The sequence below is a fragment of the Glutamicibacter endophyticus genome (genome assembly GCF_048457885.1).
GTDB lineage: Bacteria > Actinomycetota > Actinomycetes > Actinomycetales > Micrococcaceae > Glutamicibacter > Glutamicibacter endophyticus.
This window is the reverse complement of sequence record NZ_CP174200.1, coordinates 3234530-3253813: the sequence shown is the minus strand read 5'-3', so window position 1 is coordinate 3253813 and position 19284 is coordinate 3234530. Positions and strand designations below refer to the sequence as shown.

The window sequence follows — 19284 nt, the reverse complement described above, 5'->3', positions numbered from 1 at the left end:
GGTGCGTCACCTATGCCTAGAGTGTTCTCGTCATTACGAGCTCCGCCCCGCTCGATGGGGTCAAAGCGAGGGAGTGCATCCATGCACAGCAACACCACCACCGGGCAATTCAGCCACGCTCGGGCACGTAGAGCCGGCGTCGCCGCGTTCGTCGGTACGGCCATCGAATGGTACGACTTCTACGTCTACGCCACGGCGGCGGCCCTAGTCTTCGGGCCGCTCTTCTTCCCCGAAGCGGATCGCATGCTCGGTGTGCTCGCCGCCTTTGCCACCTATGCAGTGGGCTTCTTCGTTCGTCCCATCGGTGGCATCATCTTTGGTCATATCGGCGACCGCTTCGGACGTCGCCCCTCACTGGTGATCACGCTGCTACTTATGGGCCTGTCCACGGTAGCGGTTGGTTTGCTACCGACCTACGAAAATGCCGGAGTCATCGCACCGATTCTATTGCTCATCTTGCGCATTGTGCAGGGTCTGGCTGTCGGCGGCGAATGGGGCGGTGCGGTGCTGATGGCCGTGGAAAGTGCCCCGGAGAAACACAAGACCTTCTACGGTGGATTCCCGCAGTTGGGTAACTCAGCCGGTGCTCTGGGTGCCACCGGTAACTTCGCCATCATTACCGCTCAGGGTGACGACTTCCTGATGGGCTTTGGCTGGCGTATTCCGTTCCTCATCTCCATCGTGCTGATCGGCCTCGGCTTTTGGGTTCGCCTGCGTCTCGAGGAATCGCCGGTATTCACCGAAACCAAGGCGCAACAGCCAAGCGCCCTGCCGGTGGTCCACGCCGTGAAGAAGAACTGGAAGGTCATGCTATTGGCCATCGGCCTGCTCCCGGTGGAATCCGGTGGCTACTATCTGACCACCACCTTCGCTACGGCCTATGCCACCGAGCCGCAGGTCGGACTGGACGAAACCCTAGTGCTCAACGCGCTCTCGGCGGCGGCATTCGTCGAGCTCGTCGCCACGCTCTTCGTGGCCTGGTTGGGCGACAAATGGGGACGTAAGAAGGTGATGGCCATCGGCCTGCTTGGTTCCGGAGCCTTGGTCGCCCCGCAGTTCCTGCTCCTCTCGGGAGGTTCAACGTTCTGGATCTTCGCCATTTTCATCGCCATGCGATTGACCATGACCGCCACCTATGCGCCGGTCGCCACGATCCTGACCCAGATGTTCCCGCCGCAGGCTCGCTATACCAGCATCTCAGTGTCCAACGGGATCGCGGCAGCTGTCTGGGCCGGTTTAGCTCCGGTGACCGCCACCTTCCTCTACGCGAGCACCGGTTCGATCTCCTCGGTGATTGTGTTCTTCCTAGCACTGGTCGCGCTGAGCACCACCTGTCTGATCTTCGCCCCTCAGATTACCGATGAGGTAAGCGACAAGCTCTCACAGGGCGACCCAGCAACTGACGAGCCGCATCCTGCCCCACAGTCCACCTCGAGTCACTGAGCACCAGTCAGAAGAAAGGCCGTCATGCGAAAGCTTGTCTCCTTCGATGCGCCGAGCGTAGTGCTCGCTCCGCAATTGATTACCGCACAAAACATCTACACCTTAGATCCGTCGGTGGCACAGGCGCAGGCCCTGCTGGTACACGCCGGACGCATACTTGCGGTGGGGTCAGAGGAACACTGCCGCCAGGTTGTTGCGCAGTCTGCGCTACCGGAGCCGATGCATCGTGATTTTCCCGGACGCACCATTCTTCCGGGATTTATCGACGCACATGCGCATCCCTTGATGTTTGGCCAACTAAAAACGTGGGTGGACTGCGGCCCAGAGCGCGCCGGGAGCATCCCGGAAATTATCGAGTTGCTCCGCGAAGCCGCACTCCAGAGCCCGAATGGTCTACCCGTGCGCGGTTATGGTTACGAACAACAGAATCTCGCGGAGAAGCGCCACCCCACCCGTCAGGAGCTGGATCAGGTAGCCACCGATCGGGAGGTGTACCTGATGAACGCCTCCGGGCACGGGGGCGTGGTCAATAGTTACACCCTTGAGCTCAATGGCATCACCGCCGAATCTCCGAACCCCGAGGGAGGTGAATTCTTCCGCGACGCGCAGGGAGCACTCACCGGCGAATTATCGGACGCGGCCTGTAATATCCTCACCGGTCTCGATGGGGTCAAGGTCGGGCACCATGGACCAAACTTTCATCTGGCCGATGCCCCAGAGGAGCACTTGCGACAATTGCGCATCGCCCAAGAAGACTTCCTCGCCGGAGGAGTCACCACCATCGGCGACGCCCAAGTCTCGAGCCGCGAGTTCGACATGTATCTACGCATGGCCGAGGCGAATGAGCTGAAGCTACGCGTCAATATGTACTTCCTCTCGCATCTTCTAGAAGAGGGCATCGCCATCGGCATGCAGGGAGCCTTTGGCAATTCGCACCTAGCGTTCGCCGGGTTTAAGTTCTATGCCGACGGCACCTTGGGTGGCTGGACGGCGTACTTCCCGGATGGATATGTGGGCGACCCTTGCCGTACCGGCCAGCTCTATCACGAGCCCGCCGAGTATGCCGCCTTGATTCGGCGGGCCCACCTAGCCGGTCTGCAAACCGCCACACACGCACAGTCGCCGGTGGCGTTGGAAATGGTCATTGCAGCCATTGAAGCCTCGCAAGCCGAGCGTCCGGACCCGGACGCCCGGCACCGCATCGAGCACTGTGGGCTACCTACGCCCGAGCAGATTAGCCGGATGGCCGCCGCCGGCATTTACCCGGTCAACCAGCCGCAGCATTACTACAACTGGGGCGAGGGCGTCACCGATGCCATCGGCACCCCCGGCGAGCGCTTCAACCCCTTAGGCGAGTTTGAGCGGGCCGGGGTCCCAATCACGATTTCTTCCGATGCTCCGGTGGCGGAACCGCGCCCATTGGAGGCCATTCAGGCCGCGGTCACCCGCGTGACTCGGCGTGGACACCGGCTGGGGGATGAGAATCTGTGCATCACCGTGGACCAGGCAGTACGGGCGCACACCATTACCGCAGCTACCGCGCTGGGCCGCGAAGATGACCTCGGTTCCCTCAGTGTGGGCAAACGGGCCGACTTCGTGGTCCTCGGGGCCGATCCCTACCAGGTGTCGGCGGCGGCGATCGCCGATATCCGGGTCGAGCAGACCTGGATCGATGGCCACCTGCAGCATGTGAACGACGCCGCGCTGAGCACCCAGCGCTGAGTGAAGCAACGTAAAGGACAAGAAGATGACCGACACCGCAACACACACCGAGCCCGTCCCGCCTCCGGAGCCCGTGACCACCGTAGGGCACAGCGTGATGGCCACCCTACGTTCCTATGGCATCGACACGGTCTTCGGGATTCCCGGCACCCATAACCTTGAGCTCTACCGACCGTTGCAGGACCTTGGCATTCACCCGGTGACCGCTCGTCACGAGCAGGGGGCAGGCTACGCGGCGGATGGCTGGAGTCAGCGCACCGGGCTACCCGGCGTCGTGCTCACCACGAGCGGCCCCGGGTTACTCAACGCGCTGTCGGCGGCGGGAACCGCCTACTGCGAATCCCGTCCGATGATCGTGATCTCTCCCGGCGTGCCGCTGGGAGAAGAGGGAAGTGACCGCGGTGCCCTGCACGAAACGAAGGACGCCAGCGGGGCAGCCTCCGCCATTATGTATGCCTCATATCGGGTGACCTCCGGGGCAGCTGCGGTGGAGGTGATCCACGAAGCCTTTGAGCTGTTCCGTTATGGCAGGCCGCGGCCGATCCACCTCGAAATACCGCTGGATGTGTTGGAGGGGCCCAGCGATAGCACCGCCGAACAGGAACGAGCCGTGCCCTGGCGGGCATATCACGAAGCTGATTCGCGTGCAGTGGCCCGGGCCGCTGATCTACTCGGGCGCAGCACGACCCCGGTCATCCTGGCTGGCGGCGGAGCGAGCGCCGCGCCAGAGGCCTTGCGCGAACTAGCCGAGGCTCTAGACGCCCCGGTGGTCACCACCATGAACGGTAAGGCGGTCCTCGATGAAAGTCACCCGTTGTCCGTGGGCAGCGAAATTCGCTTGCCGGCGGCGCAACAATTAGCCAACGAGGCCGATGTGTTGCTGGTGGTCGGTTCCAAGGTCGGCGACGCCGAACTCTGGTTTGAGTCGCTCAGCCCATCGGGCACGGTGATTCGCATCGACCTGCTCGCCACCCAGATGCAGGTAAACCTCGCGAGCGACATACAACTACAGGGACACAGTCAGCGGGTGCTACGGCAGCTGTTGGCCGAACCAAAGCTGTGGCGGACGCCGGGGGACGGAGCAGCAAGGGCTGCTACGGCGCGTAGCGCGGCCAAGGAGCAAGGCCGGCAGATCGCCGGAGGGCTGGCCAGTTTGGCCGAGCAGGTCGCCTCGGCCATGCCTGAGGGAACGATCCTCGCCGGAGACTCCTCGCAGGTTACCTATCTCGGAACCGCAAGCTTTGTGCCCTTAGCCGAGCCGCGTAGTTTCCTTTACACACCGGCCTACGCCACGTTGGGCTACGGGCTTCCCGCCGCCATAGGGGCCAAGGTTGCCGATCCGGAACGGCCGGTGCTCTGCGTACTGGGCGACGGGGCGCTGATGTTCGCCGTGCAAGAGTTCATGACGGCGGTCGAGCAGAACCTTGACCTGGTAGTAGTGGTGGCCGATAACGGAGGTTACGGCGAGATCCGGCAAAACGAGCTGGATCGTGGGATCGTACCGGTGGGCGTCGAGTTACGGCAACCCGACTGGCCGCTGTTGGTGCAGGCCTTCGGCGGCACCGGGCGCGCGGTACGCGAACCCGGTGCGCTCGCCGAGGCTATTGAGTCGGCCTTTGCCGCCGGTGGGTTACAGCTGATTCACGTGCCCACCGGGATCTTCGCGGGCTAACTACTGACTGTCGCCGATGTGGCCGGCCGCGGTGGCATCCAGCACGCGTTCGACGAAGGCTGCGTATTCGTCGATGTAGTGTTGGAGGAATTCGCGGGTGCGTGCATCGGTGACATTGTCCTCTTCGTCGAAGGCATCCGCCTCAAAGTGCACATAGGCTTCCGGTGAGTTGAGCTGCGGGACGTTGAGGAAGCTCAACACGCTGCGCATCGAGGATTGCATCACCGCGGTGCCGATGGCTCCCGGGGAGGCCCCAATGAGGCCGGTGGGTTTGCGGGCGAAAGAGTTCGAGCCCCAGGGTCTTGAGGCCCAGTCGATGGCGTTCTTGAGGCCGCCGGGAATGGAACGGTTGTACTCGGGGGAGACGATGAGTAGCCCATCCGAACCTTCGATGGCCTGTTTCAATGCCGTGCCTTCGGGCGGGTAGTTGTCGTCGTAGTCGTAGCTGTAGAGCGGCAGGTCCTTGATCGGTATTTCGGTGAATCTCAAGTTACTCGGAGCCAGCCCAATGAGTGCGTGAGCTAGGGTCCGGTTGATTGAATTCTTGGCCAGGGATCCGACGATATAACCGATGTTGTAAGTAGCCATGCTTGCATTCAACACCGCCGCCGGTGCCCTGTCTAGGTGTTATCAGCCAGCGGCACCGACCGGCTGACGCCATGCGACGGGTCCACTAATGTGGGAAAGGTAGAGAGCACGTCGATCCAGAGCCGCTGTTGCCCGACCAACCCACATCGCGATAGTCGAGGAAATCCATGGATGATTTGAGTCGAGAACTGGACCTAGCCGACCAAATGGTCCGTACACAGTTCAGTTCTGCCAAACTCTGGGCGATCCGCTCATGGCCGGGCCCTCAAGCCTTAATGCATTGGGATGCGGACGAAGGTCGATTTCAAGTTGATCACTTCACCACGGAGGGCAGGCGCGTAGCATCCGTATTCGCGGCTACTGGACAGTCCAGCTTGCGACTTGTCCGGCGACTGAGTGCCCGATCCTTGATGACGCAGAAGGTGGCCAGGTACCAAGAAGCGATCGTTGGCGAGCCGGACAAACGTCGTGACGTGACGGTGACCGTGGAGCAATCTGTTGTGCAATTTGGTGTATGGGACAACAGCGACAATAGCCGTTGGTTGGCCGGGGATTTTGACGGTCGGGCGCTTGTGGTTCAAACCCTCGATCGCGACCTACCTATACCGGCTCTTGACGTTGTTGCGGATATTGAGCCGCTACTTCGTGGACGGCGGCAACATCTTGACTTGCTGACCTGAACCGCCGGTGGTGAGATTTGGCGGGGCGCGAGACAGCTATATCAGCCAGCGGCACCGACCGGCTGGCGGGCGGCGAGTAGCGCGCGCGTCTGTTCATGGTGTGGGGTGGCGAAGAGCTCCGCGGCGGGACGGTGTTCCAGTAGGCGCCCCTGACCAAAGACCGCGACATTATCGGCCATATGCCCAACCACCTGCATATCGTGCGAAATGATCACCAGGCTCAGCCCCAGTTCGGTGCGTAGTTGCAGGAGCAGATCAAGGATATGGCGTTGGGCGACGGTATCCAGTGCGGAGGTTGACTCATCACAGATCAGCACCCGGGGTTCGGCCAGTAGCGCGCGGGCGATCGACATACGTTGCAGCTGGCCGCCCGAACAGGTACCCGGGCGGCGATCGCACAGGGCCACATCCAGGCCGACGCGGGCAACGGCACGATCGATGAGCTCGTTGGCCTGCGCACTGGGTAACCGGTGCACGGCCGCGCTCAGCGACTCACGCAGGGTCAATCGGCGGTCAAAGCTCGCCGCAGGTTCCTGAGAAATCAGCTGCACGGCGTTGGGGGCTTCGGCACCGTGGGAACGACGCACGCTTCCGGCGCTGGGCTTCTGCAGCCCGGCCAGCAGCCGCGCGAAGGTGGACTTGCCCGAGCCGGATTGCCCCACGACCCCGAGCACCTCGCCGCGGTGCAGGGTCAGCGTGGTCGGCCAAAGCGCCGGATCGGCACGCTTCGCGCCACGATAGCGCCCCTCCACTGCCTGCGCTTCGAGCACCGGAGCACCGGTGGCCGGCGCCGTGCCGGCTACCGGGTGCAGGCTGGCTTCCAGTAGCTCGCGGGTCGCTCGGTGTTCCGGTGTGTCCAGTAGTCCTGTGGCCGGCCCGGACTCGGCGAGGTGCCCGTGCTCGAGCACGGCAATGCGGTCCGCGAGGCTGCGCACGCTGGCCAGGTCGTGGGTAATGAGTAGCACCCCGAGCCCGCGTTCGCGTTGCCGGGAGCGTAGGAGTTCCAGCACCTCATGTTTCAGCACCGAATCTAGTGAAGCGGTGGGCTCATCGGCGAGCAGGTAGTCAGGGTCGGCGGCCAAGGCTATGGCCACCATGGCCCGTTGCGCCATGCCGCCGGAGAGCTGACCTGGCCGCATCCGCGCGACCCGGTGTGGATCCTTCAGCCCGGCCTCGGCTAACAGCTCGGGAATGCGGCGCGACGCGGCGGCGCGACGTGCCGGACCGAAAGCGCCCAAGGCCTCATAGAGGTGAGCGGCGATGCTCAGCCGCGGATTCAGCACCCGCTTGGGCTGCTGAAACAGCATGCCGATGCGTGCCCCACGCAACGCGCGCAGAGTCTGCGGTGCGGCATTATCGAGGCGCTCGCCATCCAGTAGCAGTTGTCCCTGGGCGTGTAGCTGCGGAGAGGTCAGCCCGGTGAGTGCCCGGGTGATCAGGGTCTTTCCGGAGCCCGAGCGTCCCACCAGTGCCAGTAGCTCGCCGGGACGCAGAGTCAGGTTCACGCCCTGCAACAAGGCGGCGCCATCGGCCCGGCGCAGCGTGTAGTCGCGTAGTTCAAGGGCCTTATGCATGGCGCTCCCCGGGGGCCGGCCCGGCGACCTGCAGAATGTCGCGGTCCGAATAGGTGTGGGTGATGCGGTTGCCCAGCAGGGTCACGCAGAGGCTGACGGTGAAGATCGCACCGCCCGGGGCGAGCAGGCCCCAGGCCGAGCGCACCGCATGCGGTTGGGCCTGAGCGAGCATGGAGCCCCAGTCCGACTGTGGAGGCTGTACCCCGATGCCCAGGTAGGACAGGGAACCGAGTAGCACCAGCAACAGCCCGAAGCGTAGCGCAGTTTGTGCAAGCACCGGACCGAGCAGGGCCGGAATCACGTGGCGGCGCAGCACGAAGCCGATCGAGCAGCCCGCATGCCGGGAGGCGCTCACGTATCCGCTGGCGAGCACCTGGGCGCTGAGCGAGCGGACAAGCCGGGCGGTGGGCGTCCACGACACCACGGATACCGCCAGAATCATCGAGAGGTACCCCGGACCCACCACCGCGATAATCAGCAGGGCGATCACGATCTCCGGCAACGCCAAGAGCAGGTCGCTGGTGCGGGAAAACAGCTCATCGAGCCAACCGCCGCGCAGGGCACTGAGCAGCCCCAGCACGGTGCCCACGGCCAGCGACAGGAGCGTGGTCAGCAACGCGATGGACAGCGAATAGCGTCCGCCGATGAGTAAGCGGGTGAGGGTGTCGCGGCCCAGATCATCGGTGCCCAGCCAATGGGCCAGGCTCGGCCCCTGAAGCCGGGCGGCAAGATCCTGAGCGTTGGGGTCATAGGGTGCCAACACCGGCGCGAAGACGGTGGCCAGCAGGATCAGCGCGAGCACAATGGCCGGGGCGCTTAGAAGCAGGCGGGTCGTTTTACGAGACACCGGAGACCTCCAAATTGGCCGAGCGGTCCGAAAGCTGATGGATCAGATCCACCAGGGTGGTCACCACCACCGCGCACATCACCACGAGCACCACTCCGCCCTGCGCCATGGGCAGATCCGAGTCGACGATCGCGTCGTAAACCAGTCGGCCCATGCCCGGTAGCGCGAAGATGACCTCGACGATCACCGACCCGCCGAGCAACCCGGCAAACCAGACTCCGGTCATGGTGCTTAGCGGCAACAGGGAATGGGGGATCACATGGCGCAGCAACACCCGGGCTTCGTTCAGCCCACGGGCGCGTGCCGCCAGCACGTGCTCGGAGCCCAGGGTTTCCAGCACCCCGGAGCGTACCGCGATGGTGAAGAAACTGATCGGGCGGAGGCAGAGTACCGCCACCGGCAGGACCAGCGACGTCGCAGAGCTCAGCCCCGCGGAGGGCAGCCACGCCAAGCGGACGGCGAAGAGCAGCACCGCTAATGGGGCCATGGCGTACTCGGGGATGGCGATTAACGCATGGGTGATGGAGGTGATGGTCCTGTCGCTGAGCTTCTCGGCGCGCAGCGCGCTGATCACGCCCAACACGATGGACACGAGCACGGCGATCAGGATGGCACTGCCGGCCAGCAGCAGGGTGACCCCCAGCGCCGGTAGCACGCGGTCCACCACCGGGGTGCCGCTGACGTAGGACAGTCCCATATCTCCGTGCAGAAAACGCCCGAGCCAGTCCAGATACTGCTTCCACAACGGTTCATTCAGACCCAGCTGCTCGGCATAGGCCGCCACCGTGGCATCATCGGCGGTTCCCAAATCCATACGCGCGCGCAACAGATTGCGCACCGGGTCGCCCGGGGAAACGAAGGGCACCAGAAATACGGCGATGGAGGAAAGCAGCACTGCTGCGCCGAGCCCGAGGGCACGGCGCAGCAGGAGTGAAAGAACCGGTGTCACGCTACTTGGTCTTGGCTAGGTCCTTGGTCATCACATATCGAGTCAGCGGGTCTTGGACGTAGCCGCTAACCTCGGTACGGACCCCATCGATGGCCTGCTCGTTCACGAGCCACACGTTCACCGCATCGTCGGCCAGGAGCTGACCGGCCTGACGGTACAGGTCGTTGCGGGCCTTCTCGTCCTTCTCGGCGGCCGCCGCGCTAACGAGCTTGTCGTACTCCGGGTTGCAGTAGCCGCTGAGGTTGTAGCTACCCTCGCAGGTGTAGTCGGCCTGCAGGAAACCGATCGGGTTGGCGATGTCGATCATCCGGTTGCGCTGGCTGAGTAGCATGTCGTAGTCGCCCTTGAGCAGCTGCGGTTCCACTGCACCGTAGGACTTGGTGACCACGGTGGACTCGATGCCGATCTGCTTGAGGCGTTCCTGAATGATGGTGCCCACGGCGGCGAATTCGGCGCGCTCGGTGATCGCGATGATCTCCAGCGGCTTGTCCCGGGTGAAGCCGGAGGACTCGACAAGCTTCTTGGCGGCCTCGACGTCCGTGGCCGGAACCTGAGCATCGGCGAGCGCCCACGGCTCGCTGGGGGCGAAGGGGCCGGTGGCACCGGTGGCGGCACCCTCGTAGACCGAGTCGGCGATGGCCGAGACATCCAGCGCCTTGGTGACGGCGCGACGCACGTCCACGTTATCGAATGGGGCGCGGGAGTTGTTCAGGTACAGCGTTGAGGTGCGCGGCGAATCGGCCTTGGCCAACTCGACGGCCGGGTCTGCCTCGAGGGTGGCCAGGGAGGTCGCGGGGATGGACATGGAAATGTCGGCCTCGCCGGTCTGCACCTGGGTGGCTCGGGTGGGTCCCTCGGTGATGAAGCGGATCTCGCCACCGGCGAGCTTCACGTCTCCGCCCCAGTAGTTTTCATTGCGGTCCACGGTCAGCGACTGGCCGGCCTGTTCGGAGACCGGGGTGAAGGGGCCGGTGCAGTGGCCGAAGGGGTCAATGCCGTCCTTGGTGTAGGCCGCCGGGGAGAGCACTCCGGCGTTAACGCTGGCCATCCGGTAGGGAAGCAGCGGGTCGGCCGAAGGGGTGCTCACTCGCACGGTGTTCTCGTCGAGTGCCTCGACGGCGGAGATGGTCTTCGGGTTGACCGCACGGGCCGGGGCGGTGGCCTTCAGAACGTGGTTCAGCGCGTCCGTGACCGACTGGGCGTCGAGGACGCTGCCGTCCTGGAAGGTCACACCCTCGCGCAGGGTGAAGTCCCAGGTCTTTTCGGCGCTTTGCTTCCACTCGGTAGCCAGCATCGGCACAACTTCCTGCGCCTTCTGGTCATAGCGGGTGAGCGTCTCTAGGCAGCCGGAAATCGAGAGCACATAGGCATCATCGCTTTCCAGAGCCCAGTTCGAAACCGGGGCGCGGAAGTTATCCACCACGAGGCGAGCCTCGGAATCTACGGCCGGGGCATCGTTGCCGCCGGCAGCGCAGGAGCTCAGCCCTAGGGCCACGAGGGTCAGGGCGGCTAGGGACTTGAGACGGGGGTGTTTCATTGAGGTCCTAGAGGCAAGTCAGAGGGTCGTAGTGGTAAGAAACCTTGGTAAGCATAACCTAAAACATTTTCACCATTGTTTTCTTAGCCAAAGAGACCGAATGGTAACTTGTGAGCACGTAGGCGGTGGGTCGGTATTAGGGTGCTGAGTTGCGATAATTATTTCGGCGGCATGGATCGACGGTCGATGTGAGCTATCGCACGGGAAGTCACGCGGCGTAGCGAAAATGCCTCACCTGGCTGGTGGCTCCGTTGATACGATCAAGCTATGGGCACGCTGCTGACGACACTCTTTCTCTGGTTACTACTGACTTGGCTCTATCGGCGCGAGCCTCGGCGGTTACGCAACGCGGTGGTGCTCAGCCTTGCCGTGCTCTCCACGCTGGCTTTGGGGCTAACCATTATCGAAACGGCGTGGCCCGACGGGACCGTCATCGCGGCCCTCTTGTTGCTGGCCGTTCCCTTTGCGGTATTGATCTTCGGTTTTGTGCTGATCTATAACGGTGTGCTCATGCTGAAACGCGAGGGACGGCGCCTCTCGAATCTGCTCTCGATGATCTTCGGGTTGCTGGTGCTGGGACTGCCCGTGATTGCAGTGATTCTGGTGGGTGTGAACCAGTGGTGGTCGGTGGCGCTGGCCTTTATTCTCTTCGTGGCTTCCGGTTATATCGCCTCGATGTTCAGCATGTTGTTGCTCTACGCCTGGTTCTACGGGCTTTTCGCCATCCGCCGTACGGCGGCGGCCATCGTCGTGCTCGGCTCGCGTGCCATCAACGGCAAGGTCACTCCGCTATTGCGCAGTCGCCTAGATCGCGGCATCGAACTCTATCGGCTACCCCTAGACCCGGCGCCGTTAATGGTGCCCAGCGGCGGGCAGGGATCGGATGAAATCGAACCGGAAGGCGAATCCATGGCTCGCTACCTTCGCGAGCAAGGCGTATCCGAAGAGGACATCATCGTCGAAGACCGAGCCAAGGACACCACCGAAAACCTGCGGTTCTCCGCCGAGCTCATTCGCGCCCGACGTCCCGAAGGTCAGCTCTGGATCGTAACCAGCGACTATCACAACCTCCGTGCTGGGCTGGCCTCGCGCGCCATGGGTTATAGCGCGCGGACCTTCGGCAGCAAGACCGCGGCCTACTACCGGCCCAGCGCCTTCCTACGTGAGTTCATTGCGATCATGCGCGATCGTTGGGGCTTCTTTGCCGCGATGGCGGTGCCCTTCACGCTGGTGCTACTGGCCGGTCTGCTGGCAATCGTGAATTACACCGGATACGGAGTAGGGGCCTAGTGGAACCGCTTGGGGCATTATTGGTTTACCGAGAAGTAAGGGTCTTCGCGGGACACCGTGATACCTTTTCCGGTTCCCGTAACGACGGCCGTGACCTGATCAAGCTCGGGCCCGCGCAGTAGTAAGTTATCGAGGATCGTGGTGGCGATGCCTCGAAGGTCCTGCTCCACTGGCTCGATGTCACGATCAACGAGCTTCGTGTTGATAAAGGACGGGTCGAGGTAAACGCGAAGGTGCCCGTTGGAGGGCGAGTCCCATGACGTGATCAGCTTGAAGGTGGCGGTAAGGTCGCTGACATCTTCTGCGCCAAGCAGCGTCAGCCACTGGTCAAACTTCTCATCCGCCCAAGCTTGACCGGTAAGTTCTGAGGCTGGATAGGGTTTGGTGGCCGCTATGTCAGTACGTTCTCCTATGGGCAACGTAGTTTCCCAGTAATCTCGCCTGAATTCGTGCGTGGCTTGGCTACCTTCTATGCGGGCGGTGATCTTGTTTAGTTCTGGGTATTTGCGCCCCACATGGTCCATGATGTCCCAGGACGCAGCAGGCATTGCTTCACGAGCGCCCGGAAAATTCTCTAGGGCAACTACGAGCTCTCCTTCCACGCCAGGTTCAAACCCTTGCACGAAGTAGTTGGGATAGGTGATGGCATCCGGGCAGGTGACACCATGGCCATCGAGCCATGTCTTGCCTAGGCTGTTGGCCCACTTTTGCTCTTCGGTGAGCGCCTTAGGTAAGGACCACACTTCGCAGTGAAGGTCATATGCCGCCTCGGGTCTCCCGGCGGCTAAAGCGCTAGCCTTAACCGCTTCGTCGTTTGGGTGAAATCGGTCGGAATCCCCTAACGAGTCGGGCGTACTGAAAGCCGTCGAGTCAGTGGGCTCACCGCCGACGGTCGGAGGAGCTGCCGGCTGACACGCTGAAAGGGCAAGGATGCCTGCGGCGGCAAGCGCTACCGGCATCTTTCGTGCAGGGAAATCCGTACGACGACTGGAAGAATGGTTCACGCCTCTCAGGTTAGTCTCGGACCTGTGATTTGTCAGGTGAACGCAGGTGCCGCAACGGGCGAGGTAGATCGGGTGGCACGGTCGTTAGGGAGCTGTGGGTCTGAGAGACCAACGCAGTACGCTCATACCCGGGGTGGAGAGCCGCTCCGGGCAAATCAACCGTACGGGGCGCGAGAAGATAAATCAGATTTTCTAGTCTTGAAGTATGACGATGAAACAAGCCTCCAAACTAGGACTCTCCGTGCTGGCCCTCGGCGGCGCCTTGACCATGACCGGGTGCTCCATCGCTTCCGATCACACCGAAGCCCACAGCTACGCCACCGCCGCAGAAGGTAAGAGCGCGAAGGTCGTAGCCAACTGGATTCCCGATAACGCAACTGATGTGCAGATCAAGCAGTCCACCACAAACAACGAGCGCGTCGTGCGCGCCACCTACGACGGCAAGTTGCCCAAGACCTGCGCGGCGATGGCCACCAAGGGTAAACCAACCGTCGAGGAACGGGTCAAGGCCCTCAAGCACGAGGACAGCACCACGGGAGGCAAATTCACCCCGCAAGAGCTGGCCGAAAAACAGGAATCCGTAGCGACGTTGAAGGCAGACTTCTACCCGGAGGGCACCGAGTCCCAAGCCACCGACCTGTGCGGCAAGTGGTGGGTGAGCCAGTCCGACGGCTATCTCTATGCCTTTACCCCTAACCTCAAGCGCTAACCGCCGCCCACCTCAGTGAAAGAAGTTCTATCAATGACTACCTCAACGACCACTGCCCGCCGCGGACGCCGACTGTTGGCCACCGGCTCGATTCTGGCGCTCGGACTGAGCCTTACCGCCTGCGGGGCCTCGGACTTTCTGAAGAAGCAGACCGCTGATGCATGGTCGGTGACCTACGAGGTCACGGTCGAGGGCAAGGACATTAATCGACTCACCGAGGTCAGCTACCTAGATGCCCCTTCGCGTGGCGAGTCCTCGAGCAATGTGCCGGTTGGTGAAGCAGTAACCACCAACAGCGCGTCGAACGCGGCTAAAGCCAGCTGGACGAAGGACGTGATGGTGACCGCCGAGGCGGATGCTCGGATCAGCGCGACCCCGGGCAACGGTGCGAAGGCGACCTGCCGAATTCTGCTGGATGGCGAGCGTGAGCTGGCCAAGCAAACCGGTGCACCGGGCAAGCCCGTGGAATGCTCGGTCACGACACCGGCCTTCGAGACGAAGAAGAAAAGTAGATAGCGGATTGAGCGGGCCGGACCGGCGGAACAGAGCCCGCCGGTCCGGCCCAACGACGCGCTAAGCTGCGTCGTTGCGAACGATGGCGCCCTGCGCCACCACGGTGTGCACATCCACCAGCGCGGCGGCGCTTTCCAGCGGGTTCGAACCCAGTAGCACCACATCGGCAACGCCGCGGCGAACCAGTCGGCCCACGCCGCGAGTGTCGACACCCAGCAGTTTGGCCGGTGCGGTGGTGATGGACTGCAGCGCCTTGAGCGTGCCCAGCCCAGCATCGGCCAGCGCCTTGGCCTCGGCGCCGACCGGGGTGACATCGGTGCCGAAGGAATCGGTGCCACCGATCACGGTCACACCCAACTCGTTCGCCGCACGGGCGGCCTCGGCGAGCACGGGGCCGTATTCGCGCCCGCGCTCGGCCAGCACCGGGTTGCTGGAGTTGGCCATACCGGCGATGCCATACAGGGTCGGGGTGAAGTACGTACCCTGCTGGGCCATGCGCACCATGGTCTGCTCATCCATGAATACGCCATGCTCGATGCTCTTCACGCCAGCAGCCACCGCCCCGGCAATGCCCTCGGCGCTGTAGCTGTGGCAGAGCACGCCCGCGCCCTTTGCGGCATGGACGATCGACGCCAGCTGTTCACGGTCATAGACCAGCTCCAGTGGATCCTGTTCGGCCAAGCCGGCACGCGGGTTGGCGCGTGTCTTGATAACCGTTGCGCCGCGGGCGATGTTTACCCCGGTGAGGTAGGCCAGGTCCTTCGGATCGGTGATCTCGTGACGCTGTGCGGCCAAGGGCGCCAGATCCGGGTCGGCCAGGATCGAGTCGGACTGATCCGGGGAGACGAAGAGCCCGGCCGCATGCATGCGCGGGGTCAACCCTGGCGCGTAGTTGGGGACCTTGGCCAAGGCGATGTCCTGGTAGAAACTCGTCGAGCCGCTGCGCACCGTGGTGGCGCCGTGGCTGAGGATCAGCGCCGCATCCTCAAAGGCTTGGGCGTGAACGTGGGCGTCGACGAATCCGGGCAGGATGAATTTGCCCTGGGCGTCGATTCGCGTTGCGTTCGCGGAGTAGCTGGCCACGGCCTTGCGAGTTTCGTCGCGCGTGCCCACGGCCTGGACGATCCCTCCGGCCAGCACCACTACGGCGTCTTCGACGAGGTTTCCGGTGGCCGGATCGATCAGCGAACCACCCTCGATAATGAGCGGAGTGGTTTCGGCGCGGTTTTTCGCATGTGCCGGAGCACCCTTGCCGGTGTGCTCGGCGGCTTGGGCTACCCCGGGCACCATGCCGGCAAGTCCGAGCCCGGCCAGCGCTGCGGCCCCGGCAAGGACATGTCGTCGTTCAAGTTTTGCGGTCGGGACCGGCCCGGTGCTGTGGTCGTGTTCGCACATGATGGTTACGCCTTTCAGGGAGGTGATTGCGGCCCATCTTACGGGGATCGCAAGCAAATATCCAGAAATGGAATACCAAATATTTCCTTCAGTTTAGGAGGATGCCAGCGCGTTAGGGTGAGGAGTCCAAATTTGGTATTCAGTTTTGCTGGACATGCCTAGTGGTGGCACGACCGTCGACGGTCGCGCCACCACTAGGCGCAAGCTCGGAAATGCTCGCAATGTCCGGGTCCTGGACGACCAGGGAGCCCTCATCCACCGCGTGCCCTACATGGGTGTCTCTCGGGCATAGATTCGGAATATATGTGTCTCGCACGGGCACCGCTAACCCGCTTCGTGGCCCGTGCCCTTGCACTTAAACAAGGCGGATCGAGCGGCCCACAAAGTGTTCAGCCAACGCGACGAATAGCCACTTGCCCGATTCTCGTACGCACGGAGATGCCCACCCTGACCATCCTGGTGAGGGTGGGCATGCTGCGTTAGGAGAATTAGGCCGTCACCGACTGTTGCTCGGCTTCACCTGCCGAGACATTCGCCGCCCGGAACACCACCAGCGAGGCCAAAACCGCCACGGCCAGGATGCTAAGGGCCACGGTGAGCATGACCGTAAAGCTGCCGGTGGTCTGAAGGATGGTGCCGGCAAGCATCGGACCGATGGCCAAGCCGCCACCGATGACCATATTGGTGGCGTTCATAACCTGCGGGCCACCCACGCGGGAGACCTCGGCCAGCAAGAAGGGAAGCAACCAGCTCCACGCGATCTTGAACAGCACGGCCGCCAGCACGAAACGAATCAGCCCGGGCATCCCGTAGAGGAACGCGATGGAGATGCCCATCAGCACGAAGCCACCGAGCACGAAGTAGCGGGCCCGCGAGTTTTCGCCGACCAAGGTGCTGACGAAGGAGGCCGCGACACCGAAGAGGGTGGCGATACCAATCATGCTCGAAGCGGTGTCCAGTGGGATCTGCGAGGCGATCGCAATCTGACCCATGAAGGTCCAAACCCCGCCGAGGGCTACGTAAAAGCCGAGCACCGCGATCAGTGCGCAGGCGAAGGGGAAGACGCGACGCTGAACGGCGGCACGTTCACCGGGTACCGCGTGGAGTTCGTTGCCCTTGACGCAGAGCGTGCAGAACAGGCACAGCGCGGCGAGCGCCGCAAGGGTCAGGTACACGGCCGAGACGGAACGCTGCGCGTAGATCACCGGGAACAGAAAGAGAATGATCGCGCCCATGGCCAGCTGGCTGACCACAAACAGACCGTAGGCCCGCGAGGGGTTGGCGGCCTTGGCGCTGAGCGACAGGATCACCACAATGATGGAACCGGCGGCGAACGAGGTGACCGCACGGACCGCGAGCAAGGAGCCGAAGCTGTCGGTCATCGAGGACAGCACGTTGCCGGTGATCACCACCAGCAGGCACCAGAAGGTGAGTTTGCGGATATTGACCTTGCGTAGCCACAGGAAGGCCGGCACGGTGGCCAGCGAGAAGCAGCCAAGTTCCACGGACGCGATCAAACCGACCTGAGCCGGCTCGAGCCCCAGATCGGCGCTGAGTTTGGAAGCCAAAATCGGAGCGACGAGGAGGACCGCGTTGAGCACGGCGGAGATCGCCGCGATGTAGATGTAGATATTTCGTTCGGTGGTGCGAGTGGATATGGACATGTCATTGCCTAACTGAGTTCGGGCGGGGCTTAGCCGCGCGCGGTGTCCGCAACGGCCGCGTAAACGCGGCGGCCGGCGAAATAGGTGGCCTCGGGGCGAAGCTCGATGACCTGCTCGATGGGGCAGTGCATCGGGTCGGTGGGAAGCACGATGAAGTCGGCCGATTTGCCCACCTCGAGGCTGCCGGTGACGTCCTCCAGTCCGGCGGCCTCCGCGGCGGCTCGGGTGTAGGAGACCAGCGCCTCGGAGATGGTCATGGCCTGTTCCGCCCAAAGGGTTCCCGGGAAACTCCCGCTGGGATCCTTGCGGGTAACCAGTCCGTAGATGGCCGGCCACGGGTTGGGTGTTGGGGCAACCGGCCAGTCACTGCCGGCGGCGATCCGGGCCCCGTGTTCGAGCAGCAGCCGGTTGGGTTGCACCTCGCTGGCCTGTGGTTCGTCGAGTACCTCGTGGAAGGTTTCGGCGATGACTCCCGGATACCAGATGGCCGGGGAGATATCTGCCGAGACGTTCAGCTCGGCAAAGCGTGGCAGGTCTTCGGCGGCAATGAACTGGCCGTGAGCCACCTGGTACCGCACGTGCGCGTACCCGGCGGCACGTACCTGGGCGACGGCGTCGAGTACCGCACGTACCGAGGCATCACCGGTGCAATGGATTTTGGCTCCCACGCATTGTTCGGCGGTGCGCAGCAACCATCCGGCCAATTTGTCTTGGCTCATGGTCATCTTCCCGTGAGAGCACGGATCCGATTCGCTCATGCCCTTATAGGGGTTGAGGAAGGCGGCGGTACGCGTCGGCGGCACCCCGTCCAGGAAGATCTTGATGAAGGTGGGGCGGTGATGCTCGCTGGCGGTGTCTGGCATGGCCTCGATAACCTCTTGGCCCACCGGGTCGAATCCGAAGATGAACTCCTCCACCGGAGTGGAGGAGACCACCCAGGCGTTCAGCCGCCCCTCAGTATCCAGTCGGTGCACCGCCTGCATAATCTGCTGCGAAGTGGCCGCGTCCTGAAAGCCCGTGATGCCGAAGGAGTTGCATTCGGCCACGCCCTGCGCGCTGGCTTCCATGAGCTTATCCAGCCCGAAAGGGGCAACGCGTTCCTTGGCTTTCTCGGCCATCATGCCCGCAGCTTCCACCAGCCATCCGGTGGGCTGGCCTTTTGCGTCACGGCAGATCTGGCCGCCCTCCGGGTCGGGCGTATTGGCATCGATCCCTGCCAGCTCCATGGCCGCCGAGTTCGCCCAACGGTTATGGATCGAATCATCGGTGAGCAACACCGGATGCCCGGCACTGATTTCATCCAGACGGGCCAGTGTCTGTGCGCTGTTGACCTGGTCGATAAGACCCGAACCGACGGAACCACCGGTGAGCCAGGCCCCCTCGGGCAGTTCGGCCACGGCCCGTCCAATGGCCTGCAAGACCTCCTCGAGGCCGGCGGTGGGTGGGATGTTGAAGTCGAAGAGCGCCTTCTTCCCTCCCTGTGCGTGGTGAATGTGGGCATCGATTAGCCCAGGCAGAACGGTGCGTCCGCCCAGATCCACCGACTCGGCACCCTCGGCCAGCAGCGCATGGGCGCGCTCACCGGTGGCCACGATCCGGCCATCGGTTACCGCGAAAGCATCCACGGTGCTCAGGACGGCATCCATCGTGTGCACGGTGGCGTTGGTATAAACGAGGGTTGTATCGCTCATAGGTAC

General features: G+C 63.0%; 16 protein-coding genes. 7 read left to right on the top strand and 9 right to left on the bottom strand.

The features are described from left to right. Positions 1 to 81: 81 nt before the first annotated feature. The 3 genes from ACJD00_RS15160 to ACJD00_RS15150 are packed head-to-tail and all read left to right on the top strand — an operon-like array spanning position 82 to position 4837. Entirely contained in the window at positions 82 to 1443 is a 1362-nt protein-coding gene (locus ACJD00_RS15160; protein ID WP_418907723.1) for an MFS transporter, read from the top strand. 24 nt (positions 1444 to 1467) lie between these two features. After that, positions 1468 to 3165, top strand: coding sequence for an amidohydrolase (locus tag ACJD00_RS15155; RefSeq protein WP_418907722.1), 1698 nt, complete (start codon positions 1468 to 1470; stop codon positions 3163 to 3165). 25 nt (positions 3166 to 3190) lie between these two features. Beyond that, positions 3191 to 4837, top strand: a complete 1647-nt coding sequence (locus ACJD00_RS15150) for a thiamine pyrophosphate-binding protein (protein WP_418907721.1) — start codon at positions 3191 to 3193, stop codon at positions 4835 to 4837. On the opposite strand, the gene ACJD00_RS15145 is transcribed toward ACJD00_RS15150, so the two are convergent. Then, a complete protein-coding gene (locus ACJD00_RS15145) occupies positions 4838 to 5425 on the bottom strand; it encodes an NADPH-dependent FMN reductase (protein ID WP_418907720.1) in 588 nt (195 codons plus the stop codon). It lies immediately after the preceding gene. A 167-nt stretch (positions 5426 to 5592) separates the two neighbouring features. Here ACJD00_RS15145 and ACJD00_RS15140 point away from each other — a divergent pair, with 167 nt between their 5' ends. Continuing rightward, complete coding sequence (locus ACJD00_RS15140) at positions 5593 to 6105, top strand: hypothetical protein (RefSeq protein WP_418907719.1); 513 nt, start codon at positions 5593 to 5595, stop codon at positions 6103 to 6105. Between the two features lie 41 nt (positions 6106 to 6146). Here ACJD00_RS15140 and ACJD00_RS15135 read toward each other — a convergent pair whose 3' ends face one another. Genes ACJD00_RS15135 through ACJD00_RS15120 form a run of 4 tightly spaced genes read right to left on the bottom strand, consistent with a single transcriptional unit; the run spans position 6147 to position 11012 of the window. Beyond that, positions 6147 to 7679: an ABC transporter ATP-binding protein gene (locus tag ACJD00_RS15135; protein ID WP_418907718.1), complete on the bottom strand. Its 1533-nt coding sequence runs from the start codon at positions 7677 to 7679 to the stop codon at positions 6147 to 6149. Continuing rightward, the gene (locus ACJD00_RS15130) at positions 7672 to 8526 is read right to left on the bottom strand and encodes an ABC transporter permease (RefSeq protein ID WP_418907717.1); all 855 of its coding nucleotides are present in this window, start codon (positions 8524 to 8526) and stop codon (positions 7672 to 7674) included. The genes ACJD00_RS15135 and ACJD00_RS15130 overlap by 8 nt, the downstream gene beginning before the upstream one ends. Continuing rightward, positions 8516 to 9475, bottom strand: a complete 960-nt coding sequence (locus ACJD00_RS15125; RefSeq protein WP_418907716.1) for an ABC transporter permease — start codon at positions 9473 to 9475, stop codon at positions 8516 to 8518. Before ACJD00_RS15125 ends, ACJD00_RS15130 begins: the two co-directional genes overlap by 11 nt. 1 nt (position 9476) lies before the next feature. After that, a complete protein-coding gene (locus ACJD00_RS15120) occupies positions 9477 to 11012 on the bottom strand; it encodes an ABC transporter substrate-binding protein (RefSeq protein ID WP_418907715.1) in 1536 nt (511 codons plus the stop codon). Positions 11013 to 11279: 267 nt separating this feature from the next. Here ACJD00_RS15120 and ACJD00_RS15115 point away from each other — a divergent pair, with 267 nt between their 5' ends. Further along, complete coding sequence (locus ACJD00_RS15115; protein ID WP_418907714.1) at positions 11280 to 12302, top strand: YdcF family protein; 1023 nt, start codon at positions 11280 to 11282, stop codon at positions 12300 to 12302. A gap of 17 nt (positions 12303 to 12319) precedes the next feature. On the opposite strand, the gene ACJD00_RS15110 is transcribed toward ACJD00_RS15115, so the two are convergent. Next, positions 12320 to 13306 carry a hypothetical protein gene (locus ACJD00_RS15110; protein WP_418907713.1) on the bottom strand — a complete coding sequence of 329 codons (987 nt, stop codon included), beginning with the start codon at positions 13304 to 13306 and terminating at the stop codon, positions 12320 to 12322. Between the two features lie 205 nt (positions 13307 to 13511). On the opposite strand from ACJD00_RS15110, the gene ACJD00_RS15105 reads away from it, so the two are divergent. Together ACJD00_RS15105 and ACJD00_RS15100 are read left to right on the top strand one after the other, a co-directional pair. Beyond that, on the top strand, positions 13512 to 14015 hold the full coding sequence (locus tag ACJD00_RS15105; RefSeq protein ID WP_418907712.1) for a hypothetical protein: 504 nt from the start codon (positions 13512 to 13514) through the stop codon (positions 14013 to 14015). Between the two features lie 33 nt (positions 14016 to 14048). Continuing rightward, the gene (locus ACJD00_RS15100) at positions 14049 to 14531 is read left to right on the top strand and encodes a hypothetical protein (protein WP_418907711.1); all 483 of its coding nucleotides are present in this window, start codon (positions 14049 to 14051) and stop codon (positions 14529 to 14531) included. Between the two features lie 57 nt (positions 14532 to 14588). Here the strand turns inward: ACJD00_RS15100 and ACJD00_RS15095 are convergent, their stop codons facing one another. The 3 genes from ACJD00_RS15095 to ACJD00_RS15085 all read right to left on the bottom strand — a co-directional run bounded on the left by ACJD00_RS15095 (position 14589) and on the right by ACJD00_RS15085 (position 19278). Beyond that, complete coding sequence (locus ACJD00_RS15095) at positions 14589 to 15923, bottom strand: amidohydrolase family protein (RefSeq protein ID WP_418907710.1); 1335 nt, start codon at positions 15921 to 15923, stop codon at positions 14589 to 14591. Positions 15924 to 16411: 488 nt separating this feature from the next. Further along, the gene (locus ACJD00_RS15090) at positions 16412 to 17587 is read right to left on the bottom strand and encodes an MFS transporter (RefSeq protein ID WP_418907709.1); all 1176 of its coding nucleotides are present in this window, start codon (positions 17585 to 17587) and stop codon (positions 16412 to 16414) included. A 29-nt stretch (positions 17588 to 17616) separates the two neighbouring features. Then, positions 17617 to 19278 (bottom strand): amidohydrolase, encoded by a 1662-nt coding sequence (locus ACJD00_RS15085; RefSeq protein WP_418907708.1) that lies wholly within the window; start codon positions 19276 to 19278, stop codon positions 17617 to 17619. Positions 19279 to 19284 lie beyond the last annotated feature (6 nt).

Bases quoted from the DNA above. Each gene is read 5' to 3' on its own strand.
- ACJD00_RS15160 (WP_418907723.1), top strand. From the start codon at position 82: ATGCACAGCAACACCACCACCGGGCAATTCAGCCACGCTCGGGCACGT.
- ACJD00_RS15155 (WP_418907722.1), top strand. From the start codon at position 1,468: ATGCGAAAGCTTGTCTCCTTCGATGCGCCGAGCGTAGTGCTCGCTCCG.
- ACJD00_RS15150 (WP_418907721.1), top strand. From the start codon at position 3,191: ATGACCGACACCGCAACACACACCGAGCCCGTCCCGCCTCCGGAGCCC.
- ACJD00_RS15145 (WP_418907720.1), bottom strand. From the start codon at position 5,425: ATGGCTACTTACAACATCGGTTATATCGTCGGATCCCTGGCCAAGAAT.
- ACJD00_RS15140 (WP_418907719.1), top strand. From the start codon at position 5,593: ATGGATGATTTGAGTCGAGAACTGGACCTAGCCGACCAAATGGTCCGT.
- ACJD00_RS15135 (WP_418907718.1), bottom strand. From the start codon at position 7,679: ATGCATAAGGCCCTTGAACTACGCGACTACACGCTGCGCCGGGCCGAT.
- ACJD00_RS15120 (WP_418907715.1), bottom strand. From the start codon at position 11,012: ATGAAACACCCCCGTCTCAAGTCCCTAGCCGCCCTGACCCTCGTGGCC.
- ACJD00_RS15115 (WP_418907714.1), top strand. From the start codon at position 11,280: ATGGGCACGCTGCTGACGACACTCTTTCTCTGGTTACTACTGACTTGG.
- ACJD00_RS15105 (WP_418907712.1), top strand. From the start codon at position 13,512: ATGACGATGAAACAAGCCTCCAAACTAGGACTCTCCGTGCTGGCCCTC.
- ACJD00_RS15100 (WP_418907711.1), top strand. From the start codon at position 14,049: ATGACTACCTCAACGACCACTGCCCGCCGCGGACGCCGACTGTTGGCC.
- ACJD00_RS15095 (WP_418907710.1), bottom strand. From the start codon at position 15,923: ATGTGCGAACACGACCACAGCACCGGGCCGGTCCCGACCGCAAAACTT.
- ACJD00_RS15090 (WP_418907709.1), bottom strand. From the start codon at position 17,587: ATGTCCATATCCACTCGCACCACCGAACGAAATATCTACATCTACATC.
- ACJD00_RS15085 (WP_418907708.1), bottom strand. From the start codon at position 19,278: ATGAGCGATACAACCCTCGTTTATACCAACGCCACCGTGCACACGATG.